This window comes from Pseudomonas sp. 13159349 (assembly GCF_013305685.1).
GTDB classification, from domain to species: Bacteria; Pseudomonadota; Gammaproteobacteria; order Pseudomonadales; family Pseudomonadaceae; genus Aquipseudomonas; species Aquipseudomonas asiatica.
On the sequence record NZ_CP045553.1, the window covers coordinates 4,263,965 to 4,281,015 of the forward strand.

General features: G+C 62.0%; 16 protein-coding genes and 5 tRNA genes. 8 read left to right on the top strand and 13 right to left on the bottom strand.

Annotated features, from left to right (window positions below):
• Positions 1 to 2: 2 nt before the first annotated feature.
• Positions 3 to 1,343, bottom strand: coding sequence for an MFS transporter (locus GEV38_RS19685; protein WP_015271251.1), 1,341 nt, complete (start codon positions 1,341 to 1,343; stop codon positions 3 to 5).
• Positions 1,344 to 1,593: 250 nt separating this feature from the next.
• Between GEV38_RS19685 and GEV38_RS19690 the strand changes: the two genes are divergently transcribed.
• Positions 1,594 to 2,178, top strand: a complete 585-nt coding sequence (locus tag GEV38_RS19690; protein WP_102059496.1) for a hypothetical protein — start codon at positions 1,594 to 1,596, stop codon at positions 2,176 to 2,178.
• 24 nt (positions 2,179 to 2,202) lie between these two features.
• On the opposite strand, the gene bkdR is transcribed toward GEV38_RS19690, so the two are convergent.
• Positions 2,203 to 2,688, bottom strand: coding sequence for a Bkd operon transcriptional regulator BkdR (gene bkdR, locus GEV38_RS19695; protein WP_012273540.1), 486 nt, complete (start codon positions 2,686 to 2,688; stop codon positions 2,203 to 2,205).
• Positions 2,689 to 2,886: 198 nt separating this feature from the next.
• Between bkdR and GEV38_RS19700 the strand changes: the two genes are divergently transcribed.
• The 4 genes from GEV38_RS19700 to lpdA are packed head-to-tail and all read left to right on the top strand — an operon-like array spanning position 2,887 to position 7,848.
• Complete coding sequence (locus tag GEV38_RS19700; RefSeq protein ID WP_013973636.1) at positions 2,887 to 4,119, top strand: 3-methyl-2-oxobutanoate dehydrogenase (2-methylpropanoyl-transferring) subunit alpha; 1,233 nt, start codon at positions 2,887 to 2,889, stop codon at positions 4,117 to 4,119.
• Between the two features lies 1 nt (position 4,120).
• Entirely contained in the window at positions 4,121 to 5,179 is a 1,059-nt protein-coding gene (locus GEV38_RS19705; protein WP_015271253.1) for an alpha-ketoacid dehydrogenase subunit beta, read from the top strand.
• A complete protein-coding gene (locus tag GEV38_RS19710; RefSeq protein ID WP_054572692.1) occupies positions 5,180 to 6,466 on the top strand; it encodes a dihydrolipoamide acetyltransferase family protein in 1,287 nt (428 codons plus the stop codon). It abuts the gene before it with no gap.
• Positions 6,467 to 6,468: 2 nt separating this feature from the next.
• On the top strand, positions 6,469 to 7,848 hold the full coding sequence (lpdA, locus tag GEV38_RS19715) for a dihydrolipoyl dehydrogenase (protein WP_061304395.1): 1,380 nt from the start codon (positions 6,469 to 6,471) through the stop codon (positions 7,846 to 7,848).
• A gap of 179 nt (positions 7,849 to 8,027) precedes the next feature.
• On the opposite strand, the gene GEV38_RS19720 is transcribed toward lpdA, so the two are convergent.
• Positions 8,028 to 9,026 (bottom strand): diguanylate cyclase, encoded by a 999-nt coding sequence (locus GEV38_RS19720; RefSeq protein WP_015271256.1) that lies wholly within the window; start codon positions 9,024 to 9,026, stop codon positions 8,028 to 8,030.
• 93 nt (positions 9,027 to 9,119) lie between these two features.
• A complete protein-coding gene (locus tag GEV38_RS19725; protein ID WP_015271257.1) occupies positions 9,120 to 9,998 on the bottom strand; it encodes a LysR family transcriptional regulator in 879 nt (292 codons plus the stop codon).
• A gap of 121 nt (positions 9,999 to 10,119) precedes the next feature.
• On the opposite strand from GEV38_RS19725, the gene GEV38_RS19730 reads away from it, so the two are divergent.
• Both GEV38_RS19730 and GEV38_RS19735 read left to right on the top strand, forming a co-directional pair.
• Positions 10,120 to 10,854 carry an AzlC family ABC transporter permease gene (locus tag GEV38_RS19730; RefSeq protein ID WP_054573230.1) on the top strand — a complete coding sequence of 245 codons (735 nt, stop codon included), beginning with the start codon at positions 10,120 to 10,122 and terminating at the stop codon, positions 10,852 to 10,854.
• Complete coding sequence (locus GEV38_RS19735) at positions 10,851 to 11,177, top strand: AzlD domain-containing protein (RefSeq protein WP_015271259.1); 327 nt, start codon at positions 10,851 to 10,853, stop codon at positions 11,175 to 11,177. The genes GEV38_RS19730 and GEV38_RS19735 overlap by 4 nt, the downstream gene beginning before the upstream one ends.
• Positions 11,178 to 11,251: 74 nt before the next feature.
• On the opposite strand, the gene GEV38_RS19740 is transcribed toward GEV38_RS19735, so the two are convergent.
• Positions 11,252 to 11,328, bottom strand: a tRNA-Arg gene (locus GEV38_RS19740).
• 111 nt (positions 11,329 to 11,439) lie between these two features.
• A complete protein-coding gene (gene phnN, locus GEV38_RS19745) occupies positions 11,440 to 12,033 on the bottom strand; it encodes a phosphonate metabolism protein/1,5-bisphosphokinase (PRPP-forming) PhnN (protein WP_054573231.1) in 594 nt (197 codons plus the stop codon).
• A gap of 345 nt (positions 12,034 to 12,378) precedes the next feature.
• Here phnN and GEV38_RS19750 point away from each other — a divergent pair, with 345 nt between their 5' ends.
• Positions 12,379 to 12,705 carry an Arc family DNA-binding protein gene (locus GEV38_RS19750; protein WP_015271261.1) on the top strand — a complete coding sequence of 109 codons (327 nt, stop codon included), beginning with the start codon at positions 12,379 to 12,381 and terminating at the stop codon, positions 12,703 to 12,705.
• 81 nt (positions 12,706 to 12,786) lie between these two features.
• On the opposite strand, the gene mgtE is transcribed toward GEV38_RS19750, so the two are convergent.
• The 7 genes from mgtE to GEV38_RS19785 all read right to left on the bottom strand — a co-directional run bounded on the left by mgtE (position 12,787) and on the right by GEV38_RS19785 (position 16,994).
• Entirely contained in the window at positions 12,787 to 14,229 is a 1,443-nt protein-coding gene (mgtE, locus tag GEV38_RS19755) for a magnesium transporter (RefSeq protein ID WP_015271262.1), read from the bottom strand.
• A 531-nt stretch (positions 14,230 to 14,760) separates the two neighbouring features.
• Positions 14,761 to 14,837 (bottom strand) — tRNA-Arg (locus tag GEV38_RS19760).
• Between the two features lie 72 nt (positions 14,838 to 14,909).
• Positions 14,910 to 14,986, bottom strand: a tRNA-Arg gene (locus GEV38_RS19765).
• Between the two features lie 71 nt (positions 14,987 to 15,057).
• Positions 15,058 to 15,134: transfer RNA gene (locus GEV38_RS19770), tRNA-Arg, on the bottom strand.
• A 106-nt stretch (positions 15,135 to 15,240) separates the two neighbouring features.
• Positions 15,241 to 15,331: transfer RNA gene (locus GEV38_RS19775), tRNA-Ser, on the bottom strand.
• Between the two features lie 72 nt (positions 15,332 to 15,403).
• A complete protein-coding gene (gene csrA, locus GEV38_RS19780; protein ID WP_003254503.1) occupies positions 15,404 to 15,592 on the bottom strand; it encodes a carbon storage regulator CsrA in 189 nt (62 codons plus the stop codon).
• 166 nt (positions 15,593 to 15,758) lie between these two features.
• Positions 15,759 to 16,994, bottom strand: a complete 1,236-nt coding sequence (locus tag GEV38_RS19785; protein WP_013973645.1) for an aspartate kinase — start codon at positions 16,992 to 16,994, stop codon at positions 15,759 to 15,761.
• Positions 16,995 to 17,051 lie beyond the last annotated feature (57 nt).

Sequence of the window (17,051 nt, forward strand, 5' to 3'; positions counted from 1 at the left end):
CGTCAGACCGCAGAGTTGATCTCGGCCTGGGGCTTGCCCTGCTCCTCATTCTGGCGGGGCTCGTCTTCGGTATCCTCCGCCGCCACCGGTGCCTGCATCACCTCCTGTACCGTCTGCTCATCCACCCGTGGGTCCAGCGCCGCCGACAGTGGCGAACCGGCAGCCGGCATCGCAACGTGGCCCAAAGGCGCATCCTGCACCTGGTGCAGCCCGGTGACCGCCTTCGGCCGAATGCGCCACACCAGCACCAGGGCAAAGAACACGAAGAAGGCATACAGCATCTGCGGGCCCAGCACCTTCATCAGCACGCCTGCCGCCAGCGGCCCGATACACGCGCCCACACCGTAGGTCACCAGCAGCATCGCGGTCAGCGACACCCGCCGCTCGCTTTCCACATGGTCGTTGGAAAACGCCACCGCCAGCGGGTACAGGCAGAACTGCAGCAACGAAATCACGAAGCCTATGCCGAACAGCAACTCCAGCGGAACGCTGGGCAGCATCGCCAGTGGCGCCGAGGCCAGCGCAAGCCCCACGGCCACGCTGCGGATCAGCACCGCCCGATCGTAGCGGTCAGACAACCAGCCCAGCGGCCACTGCACCAGCAGGCCGGCAAAAATGCAGCTACCCATGAACAGACCGACCTGCTCGGTAGTCATGCCCTGACTGGAGGCATACAAAGGCGCCAGACCATAGAACGAGCCGACGATAAGCCCCGAACCCAGCACCGTGCTGAGCGACTGCGGCACCCGCTTGATGAAGAACTTCGGCTCCATCGGTGCCGGGCGCAACGGTGCGGGGTGAATGCGCCGGGTCATGGCCACCGGCACCAGGCACAGGGTGAAACACATGGCCACCAGCATCAGCAGCTCCAGGCCAAGCTGTGGGTGCACCACCAGGATCAGCTGGCCGAGCACCAGGCCCAGGTAAGAGGCGATCATGTAGCCGCTGAACACCGCGCCGCGGTGCTTCACATCGGCCTGCTCGTTCAGCCAGCTTTCGATGACCATGTACTGGCACATCATCCCCAGGCCGACGATCATCCGCAGCCCGACCCAGGCCGGCAACCAGCTGGTCAAACCATGGCCGAGCACCGCCGCACCGACGATGCCAGCGCAAGTGGCGTAGGCGCGAATGTGCCCTACCCGACCAATCAACCGGTGGCCGACCTTGCCGCCGACCGCCAGGCCAAAGTAGTTGGCCGCCATCAAGGCACCCACCCACAGGCTGTCGACATGATCGGCTGCCAGGCGCAGGGCCAGGTAGGTACTGAGCAGGCCCGAGCCGATCAACATCATCAGCGCGGCGAAATACAACGACTGAAACGGCTTCCAGATATTTCGCATAAGTCCCTTGCGGCTCCCGGGTCAGGTGGCGATGGGTTGCAGACAAGCATAAGGGCAAATGCCAGGGAATGAGTGCGGTGGCGATTAAAATGCTGTTGCCGGGGCGCGTCCGGTGCAGGTCATGTCGCGATCAGGCCTGTACAGCAGGCTGACAGGCACCCTCTTCCGTTGGCTGAAACGCATCCATGTCCCAAGTCGACAGGCAGTGCCTTAGCCTGGGCTACCGCCTCAACAATCATCGGAGACTTACATGATAAGGGCCAATTTCACCGCTACACTTCATAACGTCCACCGTGGCCAGATCGTTGTTGCAGACAACAACGTACACCCAGTGCTTGGCCTGGATGAAGACGGCTGGCTGTGCACGACTGCCGCGCGCAGGAGCGTGCCACGCAGTGCGGATGAATTCCAACGACTTGCATTCCATTTCGAATTCATCGAGCACCGTGAAGACCGCACGCACTACTACATTACCTGCGCAGAACACTGGGCCTATATTGGCGCCAGGCTTGAAAGCAGTTCCAATGGCTGGCTAGGCCTGTATGGTACGCATGTGGCCGGGCGGGTCCGGGATGTGCTCAACGCCCCACATCCGTACAACCTGCTACGTACCCGGCCCTACTGGAAAATCGAAACGCTCCAGCCATGGGACGGCACAGTGGAGAGCGCCGGCTTGGTTCCCTTCTACCTGCGGGACATGAACGGCTACCGTGTTGCGGAGTCGCTCTCGGACAATGTCCCGGTACTTGACCTGGGCCGCCAGTACTACCTCAACGCCGGCGAGCGTACCGGTGACGTGCTCGAATTCTTCCTGCGCGATATTCAGCTGACCTGACCAGCAAGTGCAGTACTCGGACGGCTACTCCCGCAAGGTCATGCCATTGGCCGGCAGCGGCAAGGCCGTCTTGTAGCGCACCTGCTTCAAGGCAAAACTGGAACGGATGTTGGCCACCCCTGGCAACCGCGTCAGGTAATCCAGGAACCGTTCCAGCGCCTGGATGCTGGGCAGCAGTACCCGCAACAGGTAGTCCGGATCGCCGGTCATCAGGTAGCACTCCATCACCTCGGGCCGTTCGGCAATCTCTTCCTCGAATCGATGCAACGACTGCTCGACCTGTTTTTCCAGGCTCACATGGATGAACACGTTCACATCCAGCCCCAACGCCTCGGGTGACAGCAAGGTCACCTGCTGGCGGATCACCCCCAACTCCTCCATGGCCCGAACCCGGTTGAAGCAGGGCGTGGGAGACAGGTTCACCGAGCGGGCCAGTTCGGCGTTGGTGATGCGGGCATTTTCCTGCAGGCTGTTGAGAATGCCGATATCGGTACGATCGAGTTTGCGCATGAGACAAAATCACCGGTTTTTTGTGTTTATGCGGAATGTTTATCTGCCCTGCTCGGCAAAGGCAACCAACTTGAGAGAAAAATTCTCCTGCCGGACCACTAAGATGTAGGGGACGCTGACCTACCAGTCACAAGCCGGTACTCAGCGGCGGCCGCTTCAGAGCTCACAAAAACAAATACCCGAGCGAGCGTAAAAAGCATGAACGAGTACGCCCCCCTGCGTTTGCATGTGCCCGAGCCTACCGGCCGGCCAGGCTGCCAGACCGATTTCTCCTACCTGCGCCTGAACGATGCAGGTCAAGCCCGTAAACCCCCAGTCGATGTCGACGCTGCCGACACCGCCGACCTGTCCTACAGCCTTATCCGCGTGCTCGACGAGCAAGGCGATGCACAAGGCCCGTGGGCCGAAGACATCGACCCGCAGGTTCTCCGCCAGGGCATGCGTGCCATGCTCAAGACGCGGATTTTCGACAGCCGCATGGTGGTCGCCCAGCGCCAGAAGAAGATGTCCTTCTACATGCAGAGCCTGGGTGAAGAAGCCATCGGCAGCGGCCAGGCCCTGGCGCTGAACCGCACCGACATGTGCTTCCCCACCTACCGCCAGCAAAGCATCCTGATGGCCCGCGACGTGTCGCTGGTCGAGATGATCTGCCAGTTGCTGTCCAACGAGCGCGACCCGCTCAAGGGCCGCCAGTTGCCGATCATGTATTCGGTGCGCGAGGCCGGTTTCTTCACCATCAGCGGTAACCTGGCGACCCAGTTCGTGCAGGCGGTCGGCTGGGCCATGGCCTCGGCGATCAAGGGCGATACCAAGATCGCCTCGGCGTGGATCGGCGACGGCGCAACCGCCGAGTCGGACTTCCACACCGCCCTCACCTTTGCCCACGTGTACCGCGCCCCGGTGATCCTCAACGTGGTCAACAACCAGTGGGCGATCTCCACCTTCCAGGCCATCGCCGGTGGCGAGTCGACCACCTTCGCCGGCCGTGGCGTGGGTTGCGGCATTGCCTCGCTGCGGGTCGATGGCAACGACTTCGTCGCCGTGTACGCTGCCTCGCGCTGGGCCGCCGAGCGCGCCCGCCGTGGCCTGGGCCCGAGCCTGATCGAGTGGGTCACCTACCGTGCAGGCCCGCACTCGACCTCGGACGACCCGTCCAAGTACCGCCCGGCCGATGACTGGAGCCACTTCCCGCTTGGCGACCCGATCGCCCGCCTGAAGCAGCACCTGATCAAGATCGGCCACTGGTCCGAGGAAGAACACCAGGCCACCACTGCCGAACTGGAAGCCGCGGTGATCGCCGCGCAGAAGGAAGCCGAGCAGTACGGCACGCTGGCCAACGGTCACATCCCGAGTGCAGCCTCGATGTTCGAGGACGTGTACAAGGAAATGCCCGACCACCTGCGCCGTCAACGCCAGGAACTGGGGGTTTGAGATGAACGACCACAACAACAGCATCAACCCGGAAACCGCCATGGCCACCACTACCATGACCATGATCCAGGCCCTGCGCTCGGCCATGGATGTCATGCTCGAGCGCGACGACAATGTGGTGATCTACGGCCAGGACGTCGGTTACTTCGGCGGCGTGTTCCGCTGCACCGAAGGCCTGCAGAACAAGTACGGCAAGTCCCGTGTGTTCGACGCGCCGATCTCCGAGAGCGGCATCGTCGGCACCGCCGTGGGCATGGGTGCCTATGGCCTGCGCCCGGTGGTGGAAATCCAGTTCGCCGACTACTTCTACCCGGCCTCCGACCAGATCGTTTCCGAGATGGCGCGCCTGCGTTACCGCTCGGCCGGCGAGTTCATCGCCCCGTTGACCCTGCGCATGCCCTGCGGTGGCGGGATCTATGGTGGCCAGACCCACAGCCAGAGCCCGGAAGCGATGTTCACCCAGGTGTGCGGCCTGCGCACTGTCATGCCGTCCAACCCGTATGACGCCAAGGGCCTGCTGATCGCCTCGATCGAATGCGATGACCCGGTGATCTTCCTGGAACCCAAGCGCCTGTACAACGGCCCGTTCGACGGCCACCACGACCGCCCTGTCACCCCCTGGTCGAAGCACCCGCAAAGCGCCGTACCCGATGGCTACTACAGCGTGCCGCTGGACAAGGCAGCCATTACCCGCCCCGGCAATGACGTGACCGTGCTGACCTACGGCACCACGGTGTACGTGGCCCAGGTGGCCGCCGAAGAAACCGGCGTCGACGCCGAGGTGATCGACCTGCGCAGCCTGTGGCCGCTGGACCTGGAGACCATCGTCGAGTCGGTGAAAAAGACCGGCCGCTGCGTGGTGGTACACGAAGCTACCCGCACCTGCGGCTTCGGCGCCGAACTGGTGTCGCTGGTACAGGAACACTGCTTCCACCACCTGGAGGCGCCGATCGAGCGCGTCACCGGTTGGGACACCCCCTACCCCCACGCACAGGAATGGGCTTACTTCCCAGGGCCTTCGCGGGTAGGTGCGGCATTGAAAAAGGTCATGGAGGTCTGAATGGGCACGCACGTCATCAAGATGCCTGACATTGGCGAAGGCATCGCGCAGGTCGAGTTGGTCGAGTGGTTCGTCAAGGTCGGCGACATGATCGCCGAAGACCAGGTGGTGGCCGACGTCATGACCGACAAGGCCACCGTGGAAATCCCTTCGCCGGTCAGCGGCAAGGTGCTTGCCCTGGGTGGGCAGCCCGGTGAAGTGATGGCGGTCGGCAGCGAGCTGATCCGCATCGAAGTGGAAGGCAGCGGCAACCATGCGGATGTGCCCACCAAGGATGTGCAAAAGCCCGAACAGGTCGAGGCCCCCGCGGCCCCGGTAGCCGCCAAGCCAGAGCCGCAGAAGGAAGCAAGACCGGCCGCTTGCCAGGCGCCTGTCAACCACGAAGCAGCCCCGATCGTGCCGCGCCAGCCAGGCGACAAGCCGCTGGCCTCGCCGGCGGTGCGCAAGCGTGCCCTGGATGCCGGTATCGAACTGCGTTACGTGCATGGCAGCGGCCCGGCCGGGCGCATCCTGCACGAAGACCTCGACGCCTTCATGAGCAAGCCGCACAGCGCTGGCGGGCAAGCGCCGAGCGGCTATGCCAAGCGCACCGACAGCGAGCAGGTACCGGTGATAGGCCTGCGCCGCAAGATCGCCCAGCGCATGCAGGACGCCAAGCGCCGCGTCGCGCACTTCAGCTATGTGGAAGAAATCGACGTCACCGCCCTGGAAGCCTTGCGCCAGCAGCTCAACAGCAAGCACGGCGACAGCCGCGGCAAGCTGACCCTGCTGCCGTTCCTGGTGCGCGCCCTGGTCGTGGCACTGCGCGACTTCCCGCAGATCAACGCCACCTATGACGACGAAGCCCAGGTCATCACCCGCCATGGCGCGGTGCATGTGGGCATCGCCACCCAGGGTGACAACGGCCTGATGGTACCGGTACTGCGCCATGCCGAAGCTGGCAGCCTGTGGAGCAATGCCGGCGAGATCTCGCGCCTGGCCAACGCTGCTCGCAACAACAAGGCAAGCCGCGATGAGCTGTCCGGTTCGACCATCACCCTGACCAGCCTGGGCGCACTGGGAGGCATCGTCAGCACGCCGGTGGTCAACACCCCGGAAGTGGCGATCGTCGGCGTCAACCGCATGGTCGAGCGGCCTGTGGTGATCGACGGCCAGATCGTCGTGCGCAAGATGATGAACCTGTCCAGCTCGTTCGACCACCGCGTGGTCGATGGCATGGACGCCGCGCTGTTCATCCAGGCCGTGCGCGGCCTGCTCGAACAACCCGCCTGCCTGTTCGTGGAGTGAGCATGCAACAGACTATCCAGACTACCCTGTTGATCATCGGCGGTGGCCCTGGCGGCTACGTGGCTGCCATCCGCGCCGGGCAACTGGGCATCCCCACCGTGCTGGTGGAAGGCCAGGCACTGGGCGGTACCTGCCTGAACATCGGCTGCATCCCGTCCAAGGCGCTGATCCACGTGGCCGAGCAGTTCCACCAGACCTCGCGCTTTGCCGGCCCGTCGGAGCTGGGCATCAGTGTCGCCTCGCCGCGCCTGGACATCGGCCAGAGCGTGGCCTGGAAGGACGGCATCGTCGACCGCCTGACCACCGGCGTCGCAGCCCTGCTGAAAAAGCACGGAGTCAAGGTGATCCATGGCTGGGCGAAGGTGCTCGACGGCAAGCAGGTCGAGGTCGATGGCCAGCGTATCCAGTGCGAGCACCTGTTGCTGGCCACTGGCTCCAGCAGCATCGAACTGCCAATGCTGCCGCTGGGCGGGCCGATCATTTCCTCGACCGAAGCCCTGGCGCCGAAAACCCTGCCGCAGCACCTGGTAGTGGTGGGCGGCGGCTACATCGGCCTCGAGCTCGGCATCGCCTACCGCAAGCTGGGCGCCCGGGTCAGCGTGGTGGAGGCGCGCGAGCGCATCCTGCCAACCTACGACAGCGAGCTGACCGCCCCGGTGGCCGAATCGCTGAAGAAGCTGGGCATCACCCTGCACCTGGGGCATAGCGTCGAAGGTTACGAAGGCGGCTGCCTGCTGGCCCGTGATGGCCAGGGCGGCCAACTGCGCCTGGAAGCCGACCAGGTGCTGGTGGCCGTGGGCCGCCGGCCACGCACGCAAGGTTTCAACCTGGAGTGCCTGGACCTGAAGATGAACGGCGCCGCCGTCGCCATCGACGAGCGCTGCCAGACCAGCATGCGCAACGTCTGGGCCATCGGCGACGTGGCCGGCGAACCGATGCTGGCGCACCGGGCCATGGCCCAGGGCGAGATGGTCGCCGAGATCATCGCCGGCAAGGCGCGCCGTTTCGAACCCAGCGCGATCGCCGCGGTGTGTTTCACCGACCCGGAAGTAGTGGTGGTCGGCAAGACCCCGGAGCAAGCCAGCCAGCAAGGGCTGGACTGCATCGTCGCGCAGTTCCCGTTCGCCGCCAATGGCCGGGCCATGAGCCTGGAATCGAAAAGCGGTTTCGTGCGGGTGGTGGCGCGCCGTGACAACCACCTGATCCTGGGTTGGCAGGCGGTTGGCGTGGCGGTTTCCGAGTTGTCGACGGCGTTTGCCCAGTCGCTGGAAATGGGCGCGTGCCTGGAAGATGTGGCCGGCACCATTCATGCCCACCCGACACTGGGTGAGGCGGTACAGGAAGCGGCGCTGCGCGCGCTGGGCCACGCCCTGCATATCTGACACTGAAGCGGCCGAGGCCGATTTGGCCCGCAGCGCCCCTGGCGTTGCGGGTCTTTTTTCAGGGGCGAGTCAGTGCCGGCCTCTTCGCGGGTAAACCCGCTCCCACAGGTGCGCCACTGCTCTCACGGGCAGTGATGTCCCTGTGGGAGCGGGTTTACCCGCGAAGAGGCCGGCACTGACTACTCGGCAATGGCGTTCTTGCCGCTCCCCTTGGCCCGGTACAGCGCCTTGTCGGCACGCGCCAGCAGTGCATGCTGGTCCTCCCCTTCCTCCCGTTGCACCACACCGTAGCTCATGGTCAGCCGGCAATCGCCCACCGGCTCTATCTGCGCCATCGCCTGGCGCAAGCGTGCAGCCACCTCCAGTGCCTCGCCCAGCGACTCCTGCGGCAATACGATGACGAACTCGTCCCCACCCCAGCGCGCCAGCAGGTCCTGCTCCCGCAGGCAGGCACGCAGGACGTCGACCACCCGCAACAGCGCCGCATCGCCATGGGCATGGCCATAGCGGTCATTGATCGGTTTGAAGTCATCCAGATCCATGGCTATCAGCGACAACGGCTGGCGAAAGCGCTGGGCACGCTCGCACTCCAGTTGTAACGCCTTCTCCAGCCGATAGCGATTGGCAATGCGGGTCAACGCATCACGCTCGGCCAGCTCGCGGTTTTCGTCCAGCTGCCGCTGCAACTGCTGGTTCACCCAGGACAGCTCGCGAGTGCGTTCGGCCACCTGGCTTTCCAGCGACTGGTTCCTCTGCTGCAGTTGCGCCACCAGGCGCTTGTTGGCGTCAATGTTGCGGTGGGCACCAAGCATGCGCGCCACCGAGCCGTCCTCGTTATGGGCGATGATGTAACCGCTGTCTTCTATCCACAGATAGCTGCCATCCTGGCAACGGCAGCGGTATTCGACCTGATAGTGCTCGTTACGCTGGTTGATGTACGCCTCGAAATGCGCCATCACCCGTGGGTAGTCCTCCGGGTGGATCACGCTTTCCCAGGTGAGCACCGAGTTGGCCATGGAGTGGCTGGGGTAGCCAAGCATGGCGTACCAGCCCGGGTTGCGATAGACGTAGCCGGTATTGGCATTCCAGTCCCAGATACCATCGCTGATAAGATCGAACAACGTACGCAACTGCTGCTCACTGAAGCCGGCAGGTACCGGCCGGGTTTCCTGACTCATTGACGCTCTCCCTGACGGCTGGCGCACCCGAACAGAATAGCCCCGACGCCCTGTTTTTGCGGCGCTGTGAAAGCAGGCATGGATCTAGGACGCTCAAGCCAGATGCAACAGCGCCTCCTCCACCGCGGCAACCACCTGGTTGCCCTTGGCACCCGGCAGCCGCCATGCGGCGATGGTCACACCCAGTGGCACAGCGCGGTCGATGGGGGCGACCAGTTCACCGCTGTCCAGGTAGCGCTGCACCAGGCTTTTGCGCCCTATCAGCACCCCGGCGGCCAGCAAGGCTTGCTGCAGGGCGATCGAGTACAGGGAAAAACCCGGCCCACGGGCAACGAACTTGTGCCCGGGCATCACCGCCCCCGTCCACACCGCCCAGTCGTTCCAGCCCACGTCAGCGATGCAACGGGCGTCGGCAAGGTCCTCGGGCTTGGTGATGCTGGTGGCCAGGGCCGGCACGCACACGGGCAGGATTTCTTCCGTGGCTATCCTGCGTTGCCAGCGCTCGGGCTTTTCGGTGTAGAACAGGCACAGGTCGAACGGGCTGCGCTTCAGGTTGGGCGGCTCATCCACCGCAGTCACCGAGATCTCGATGGGTGCCAGCAAGCGGGTCAGTTCCGGCAGGCGTGGCCCGATCCACAACTGCGCCAGAGCAGGCGATGTGACGATATGCACCCGCTGCGGTGCCGCCAGGCGGCGCAGTGCGCGCGCAGCGGCTTCCACGGCGTCGAATGCCTCGGTGAACTGGCCTTTCACGCTTTCGCCCAAGGGCGTCAGCCGTACGCCTTTGGCATGGCGCTCGAACAAGGCCGCGCCGTATTCGTTCTCCAGGGTCTTGACCAGGGCGGCGATGGCCCCCGGTGTCACCTTCAGTTCGAGTGCGGCACGGGCAAAACCGCCCAGGCGGGCTGACGCTTCGAAGGCACGCAAGGCATTGAGCTGCAGCGAGTGCCGGGTAGGGGTGTCGAGGTACACGGTTTCAGGCCTATTTTTTTTAGGCCTACTATTTCAGAAATCTGACGTTGTGGCCAACTGTCGCGCGCATTAACGTGGACGTGCCGCCCTTGTACCGCCTGCACACTTTCAAGGATTTCAAATGCCGTATCCAAGCGCGCCCCAAGCGTTCAGGCAAGGTGCCCACAGCGCCCTGCCATTGACCTCCGGCATAGTGCCCTTCGGCCTGATCACCGGGGTCACGGCGATCGGCATGGGCCTGTCGCCAACCGATGCCATCGGCATGACCTTGCTGTTCTACTCCGGTTCGGCGCAGATGGTGGTGATGCAGTTGATGCAAAGCGCCGCCCTGCCGGTGACCATGGTAGTCACCGCGCTGGTGATCAACCTGCGCTTCCTGATGTACAGCGCCAGCCTGGCCCCGCACCTGGGCCAGTTGCCCCGCCGCCGCAAGTGGCCGATGGCGTACATGCTGTCGGACCAGTCCTTCGCCCTGTTCATGCTGAAGATGGGCACGGGCGGGCTGGGACAGTATGCCTACCCCTACTATGCCGGTACGGCAATCACCATGTTCTTTGGCTGGAACCTCTCGGTGCTGGCGGGCATGTACCTGGGCGCGAGCATTCCTGAAGACTGGTCGCTCGGCTTTGCCATTCCCTTGTCGTTCCTGGCCCTGTTGATACCCGGCATTCGCAATGCAGCCACGCTTGGCGCAGCGCTGACCGGCGGTGTGCTCGCCGTACTGGCCGTCGACCTGCCCTACAACCTCGGCCTGCTGGCTGGCGCGCTGGGCGGCATCATCGCCGGGCTGGCCATCGAGAACTGGCAAAAACAGCAAACTGCGGCAGAAGCCAATACCGAGCAGGAAGCATCATGAGCGAAACGACCCAGTGGATGACCTTCATTCTGATCGGCCTGGGCACCTTCGCCATCCGCCTGTCGTTCATCGAGTTGCACACGGTGTTGCGCATCCCCCCACTGTTTCGCCGCGCCCTGGCGTATGTGCCAGCCAGCGTGTTGGCCGCATTGGTACTGCCGGCCGTGGTATTCCCGGACCGGCAGGCGGGGTTCGACTGGATGAACCCACAGATACCAGCGGCGATACTTGCCGCGCTGGTGGCGTGGCGTACGCGCAGCACGATGCTGACGCTGATTGTAGGCATGGGAGTGCTGTGGGCCTTGAAGCATCTGGGGATGTAGGAATACGCAGCTTCAAGGCTTCCCGATTTCGCGTCACCAACACCGGGTGAACGCGGTAAGGGAACGAAAGGAAATGGCGTCCCAGGCAGGAATTGAACCTGCAACCTTCCCCTTAGGAGGGGGATGCTCTATCCAATTGAGCTACTGAGACGCAAGTGCCGGCAGCGAACGCTGCATAGCAGGACGGCCAGCATGTTAACCAGCATGCTGGCGTTTGTCATGCCTAAAGCGGGCTTTTTCGCGTAATCCTTTTCTGCCAATGCTACACCTGCGGCAGCACACCTTCATCATGCAGCAGCGTGAACAATGCCGCGACTGCGGTTTCCAAAGTGGTGGAGTTGTCCAGCACATGCAGCGACGGATCAGCCAGCGCCTGCAAGCGTGCATTACGTGCCAGGCGCTGCTCGATTTCCTCTGCGCTTTCCCGGCCGCGGGCCAACAGGCGCTCGCGCAGCACTCCGTGCCTGACCTCCACCAGCACTGCCAACAAGTTCGGGTAGCGCCGGCGCGCCTCGGCGAGATAAGCCCGCGAACCATTCACCAGCACCGACCTGCCCGCCGCCAGCCACTGATCCACCTGCAGTGGAATGCCGTAATCCAGGCCATTGGCGCGCCAATGCATGGCGAACGCGCCCTGTGCTCGCATTGCTTCGAACTGTTCGGCCGTTACGCCATGGGCGGCTTCGCCCTTGGCTTCAGCCGAACGGGTAATGACGCGACGAGCGATTTCCACCCCGGCGGCTGAAAGCCGCTGACGGGAAGCGTCAATCAGGGAATCTTTCCCGGAACCCGACGGTCCTACCAGATATATCAACCGGCCTGTGCCTGATTGGCGGTCGCTTGCATCATGTTGCATAGCCACTATGCTCTATGGAGGAAAACCCGCACATTCTAGGGATATTCCCAGCCTTTTGCTGCGTTTTACCAGTTTTTGACGGCAAGAGTCTGACGATTGGGCAAGCCGGTGCATGTAAAACTTTTCAAACCAGTACTCATTTCTGATAATTGGTACTGGCACAAAGCCTTTATCCGGCTCACTATTTGTCACAGAATTGACGCCAAGGAAACGGCGACCATGAGGCAAGATGAGCATCCATTTTTCACAGACGGTTGAACATTTCGTCGTCGCCACGGTCGTACTACCACCCCGTGCGGCCAATTTGAGAACCGCTTCCCCTGAACCAAAATCCGGTCAATTTATATGCGCCCAATGAAACAGGCTATTTATTCGAGCCGCACCGCTGACAAGTTCGTCGTCCGCCTGCCCGACGGGATGCGTGAGCGCATTGCCGAGGTAGCGCGCAACCATCACCGCAGCATGAACTCCGAAATCATCGCGCGCCTGGAACAGAGCCTTATCCAGGAAGGTGCGCTGGGTGACGATTTGAGCATGCGCCTGGACAGCCCCGAACTGTCCCTGCATGAACGCGAGTTGCTGCAACGCTTCCGCCAACTGTCGCACCGCCAGCAGAACGCGCTGGTGGCCCTCATCGCTCACGATGTGGAAATGGCTGCCGACGCCTCCTGAGGTTTGCAGCCGAACACAAAAAAGCCAGCGTAAGCTGGCTTTTTTGTAGGTGGTGTCCCTGCAAGAGACGCGATCCGCGGGTTACAGCAGAAACACTGTCGCCAGCCCGAGGAAGATGAAGAACCCACCACTGTCGGTCACCGCGGTAATCATCACGCTGGAGCCCATCGCCGGGTCGCGCCCCAGGCGTGTCAGGGTCATCGGAATCAACACCCCCATCAAGGCCGCCAACAGCAGGTTCAAGGTCATCGCCGCAGTCATCACCAGGCCCAACGACCAGCTGCCATACAACCAGAACGCCACCGCACCGATCACCCCGCCCCAGATCAGGCCGTTGAGCAGCGATACCGCCAGCTCCTTGCGCATCAGGCGGCTGGTGTTGCCCGGTGACACCTGGTCCAGCGCCATGGCACGCACGATCATGGTGATGGTCTGGTTACCGGAGTTGCCGCCAATGCCTGCCACAATCGGCATCAGTGCGGCCAGGGCCACCAGTTTCTCGATCGAACCTTCGAACAGGCCGATCACTCGCGAGGCAACGAAAGCGGTAATCAGGTTGATGGCCAACCAGGCCCAGCGGTTGCGCAGCGAACGCCAGACCGAGGCGAAGATGTCTTCTTCCTCGCGCAAACCGGCCATGTTCAGCACTTCGCTTTCGCTTTCCTCACGAATCAGGTCGACCATTTCGTCGATGGTCAAGCGGCCGATCAGGCGTTCGTTCTTGTCCACAACTGGCGCAGATACCAGGTCGTAACGCTCGAAGGCCTGCGCCGCATCATAGGCATCTTCCTCGGGGTGGAAGGAGACCGGATCGGTCGCCATGACCTCCGCCACCTTCTTCTCCGGGTCGTTGACCAGCAGGCGCTTGATCGGCAATACGCCCTTGAGAATGCCGTCATAGTCGACCACGAAGAGTTTGTCGGTGTGGTTCGGCAGCTCTTTCAGGCGGCGAAGGTAGCGCAACACCACTTCCAGGCTGACGTCTTCGCGGATGGTGACCATCTCGAAGTCCATCAGCGCACCAACCTGCTCCTCGTCGTAGCTAAGCGCCGAACGCACGCGCTCGCGTTGCTGTGCATCGAGGGTTTCCATCAGCTCGTGAACAACGTCACGCGGCAGCTCTGGAGCCAGGTCGGCCAGCTCGTCGGCGTCCATTTCCTTGGCGGCGGCGAGCAGCTCGTGATCGTCCATGTCGGCGATCAGCGATTGCCGCACGGCGTCGGACACTTCCAGCAGGATGTCGCCATCGCGATCCGAGCGCACCAGCTGCCAGACCGTCAGGCGGTCTTCCAGGGGCAATGCTTCGAGTATGTAGGCGATGTCGGCGGGGTGCAGGTCGTCGAGTTTGCGCTGCAGCTCGACGAGGTTCTGGCGGTGGACCAGGTTTTCCACCAGGTCGTGGTGGGCGCCTTCCTGACGGTGGGTCAGGTCTTCTACCACGCGCTGGCGCTGCAGCAGTTCGACCACCTGGGCCAGGCGGTCCTGCAGGCTTTCCTGCGCTTTTTTTACTTCTACTTCAGTCATAGGCGAACTCCACTCCCAGCAGCGGAGCACGCCGGGAGAATCAATCGGTCAGATCTTTCTGTATGAATCTTGTTAGCGAGTAACTACTGGGTAAGTCCATGGTGGTTTTCCACAAGCCCCGGCGGGGCTGACGGGCGCAATCATACACTGCTAAAGCTGTCAGATCGCTTAAAATTTTTGGCCAGAACAATCGTTTGCGTGATAAAGCTGGGACAACGCTCGAAGCTATCAGTGCGACGGTGGGTCTGGCGGTTAAAGCACATTTGTTGTGTGCCTGGATGTGTATGCGATACCTGATCGAATTCGGGGCTGCTTTGCAGCCCTTTCGCCGGCAAGCCAGCTCCCACAGGGACAACACAGTCCAGAGAGCAGCGCGATACCTGTGGGAGCTGGCTTGCCGGCGATGGGCCGCATGGCGACCCCAAGCTACACCACAATCATTACAGAAGAGCGTAGATCGACATCAGCAACAATTCATTGGCGTAGAAAAACAAAAAGCCCGCTCAACTGAGCGGGCTTCTTGATTTGGTGTGGCGGACTCAGGAGGATTCGAACCTCCGACCGCTCGGTTCGTAGCCGAGTACTCTATCCAGCTGAGCTATGAGTCCGTGGTGGTATTTTTAGACCAGATTACCACTGGTTGGTTGAAGTGCCTTTGCAAGCAGAGCCACTTCAAAAAGTGGCGGACTCAGCAGGATTCGAACCTGCGACCGCTCGGTTCGTAGCCGAGTACTCTATCCAGCTGAGCTATGAGTCCGCGATGGTAGTTTTAGACCAGATTACCACTGGTTGATTGAAGCAGCCTTGCAAGCAAAGCCACTTCAAAAGTGGCGGACTCAGGAGGATTCGAACCTCCGACCGCTCGGTTCGTAGCCGAGTACTCTATCCAGCTGAGCTATGAGTCCGTGTCTTGCCGCGCATTATAGGTCGCTGAAACATTTTTGCAAGAACTTTTTCGTTTAAAATCAACTACTTAGCGTTCTTACCGTTTACAGCGCCCTAAGCGAATAATGGCGGTGAAGGGGGGATTCGAACCCCCGATACCCTTATGAGGTATACTCCCTTAGCAGGGGAGCGCCTTCGGCCACTCGGCCACCTCACCGCAACACGAGGCGAATATTAAACAGGCTCTTCCTCGTTTGCAACCCTTTTTTTGAAAAAAACTTCAAAAAAATTAAAGGCTTGGCTCCTCGTCCTTCTCTTTCTTGATCCGCAGGTAGATTTCCTCGCGGTGTACAGCCACTTCTTTCGGGGCGCTGACGCCAATACGCACCTGGTTGCCTTTTACGCCGAGCACCGTCACGGTGATCTCGCCGTCTCCAATGATCAGGCTCTCGGCGCACCGACGAGTCAGAATCAACATAGCTTTCTCCTTACGCAGAACATTCAGGGGGTAACAGTCTTGGGTGTCGCGGCCTGGTCGTGGACGACGACCTGGGCCTGGTTGATCGCCACACAGGGCAGGACGGGCCTGCGTGGCGAGCAGAAACGCGAAGGGCGCGGCAAGCCGCGCCCTTCCAGGCAGCGTATTACTCGCTCTGTCGTGCCGGGGCGTCGAGCTCGAACGCGGTGTGCAGCGCGCGCACGGCCAGCTCCAGGTACTTCTCTTCGATCACGACCGAAACCTTGATCTCGGAGGTGGAGATCATCTGGATGTTGATGCTCTCCTTGGCCAGGGCTTCGAACATGCGGCTGGCAACACCGGCGTGCGAACGCATGCCGACGCCGACGATCGAGACCTTGGCGATCTTGGTGTCGCCGATCACTTCACGGGCACCGATTTCGCGGGCAGTGTTTTCCAGCACGCTCTGCGCCTTCTCGTACTCGTTGCGGTGCACGGTGAAGGTGAAGTCGGTGGTGTTATCGTGGGCAACGTTCTGCACGATCATGTCGACCTCGATGTTCGAGGCACTGATCGGGCCGAGGATCTTGAAGGCCACGCCCGGGGTGTCCGGCACGCCGCGAATGGTCAGCTTGGCTTCATCACGGTTGAAGGCGATACCGGAAATGATCGGCTGTTCCATGGATTCCTCTTCATCAATGGTAATGAGGGTACCCGGACCCTCCTTGAAGCTGTGCAGCACGCGCAGCGGAACGTTGTACTTGCCGGCGAATTCCACCGAACGGATCTGCAGCACCTTGGAACCTAGGCTGGCCATTTCCAGCATCTCTTCGAAGGTGATCTTCTCCAGGCGCTGGGCCTGCGGCACAACACGCGGGTCGGTGGTGTAGACGCCATCGACGTCGGTGTAGATCTGGCACTCGTCAGCCTTCAGCGCAGCCGCCAGGGCCACACCCGTGGTGTCGGAGCCGCCACGGCCAAGCGTGGTGATGCTGCCGTGCTCGTCGACGCCCTGGAAGCCTGCTACCACGACCACGCGGCCTTCCTTGAGGTCGGCACGAATCTTCTGGTCGTCGATCTGCAGGATGCGCGCCTTGTTGTGTGCGCTGTCGGTGAGAATGCGCACCTGGTTGCCGGTGTAGGACACCGCTGGCACACCGCGCTTGATCAAGGCCATGGTCAGCAAGGCAATGGTGACCTGCTCACCGGTCGACACGATCACGTCCAGCTCACGCGGAACCGGCTGATCGGTGATCTGCTTGGCCAGGTCGATCAGGCGATTGGTTTCACCGCTCATTGCCGACAGCACAACCACCAGGTCGTCGCCCGCTTCACGGTGTTTCTTGACCTTATCGGCTACCTGCTCGATCCGCTCGATGGAACCGACAGAGGTGCCGCCAAATTTCTGTACGATCAACGCCATTTCAATGGTGCCTCAGCCCATACAGGGCCCCAAAAAACAATCCAACATGAAGAGGCC

Coding starts and splice junctions, on each gene's coding strand:
- GEV38_RS19750 (WP_015271261.1), top strand. CDS start 12,379: ATGCGCCCAATGAAACAGGCTATTTATTCGAGCCGCACCGCTGACAAG.
- mgtE (WP_015271262.1), bottom strand. CDS start 14,229: ATGACTGAAGTAGAAGTAAAAAAAGCGCAGGAAAGCCTGCAGGACCGC.
- GEV38_RS19690 (WP_102059496.1), top strand. CDS start 1,594: ATGATAAGGGCCAATTTCACCGCTACACTTCATAACGTCCACCGTGGC.
- GEV38_RS19785 (WP_013973645.1), bottom strand. CDS start 16,994: ATGGCGTTGATCGTACAGAAATTTGGCGGCACCTCTGTCGGTTCCATC.
- GEV38_RS19705 (WP_015271253.1), top strand. CDS start 4,121: ATGAACGACCACAACAACAGCATCAACCCGGAAACCGCCATGGCCACC.
- GEV38_RS19700 (WP_013973636.1), top strand. CDS start 2,887: ATGAACGAGTACGCCCCCCTGCGTTTGCATGTGCCCGAGCCTACCGGC.
- GEV38_RS19730 (WP_054573230.1), top strand. CDS start 10,120: ATGCCGTATCCAAGCGCGCCCCAAGCGTTCAGGCAAGGTGCCCACAGC.
- csrA (WP_003254503.1), bottom strand. CDS start 15,592: ATGTTGATTCTGACTCGTCGGTGCGCCGAGAGCCTGATCATTGGAGAC.
- GEV38_RS19710 (WP_054572692.1), top strand. CDS start 5,180: ATGGGCACGCACGTCATCAAGATGCCTGACATTGGCGAAGGCATCGCG.
- GEV38_RS19735 (WP_015271259.1), top strand. CDS start 10,851: ATGAGCGAAACGACCCAGTGGATGACCTTCATTCTGATCGGCCTGGGC.
- bkdR (WP_012273540.1), bottom strand. CDS start 2,688: ATGCGCAAACTCGATCGTACCGATATCGGCATTCTCAACAGCCTGCAG.
- phnN (WP_054573231.1), bottom strand. CDS start 12,033: ATGCAACATGATGCAAGCGACCGCCAATCAGGCACAGGCCGGTTGATA.
- GEV38_RS19720 (WP_015271256.1), bottom strand. CDS start 9,026: ATGAGTCAGGAAACCCGGCCGGTACCTGCCGGCTTCAGTGAGCAGCAG.
- GEV38_RS19685 (WP_015271251.1), bottom strand. CDS start 1,343: ATGCGAAATATCTGGAAGCCGTTTCAGTCGTTGTATTTCGCCGCGCTG.
- lpdA (WP_061304395.1), top strand. CDS start 6,469: ATGCAACAGACTATCCAGACTACCCTGTTGATCATCGGCGGTGGCCCT.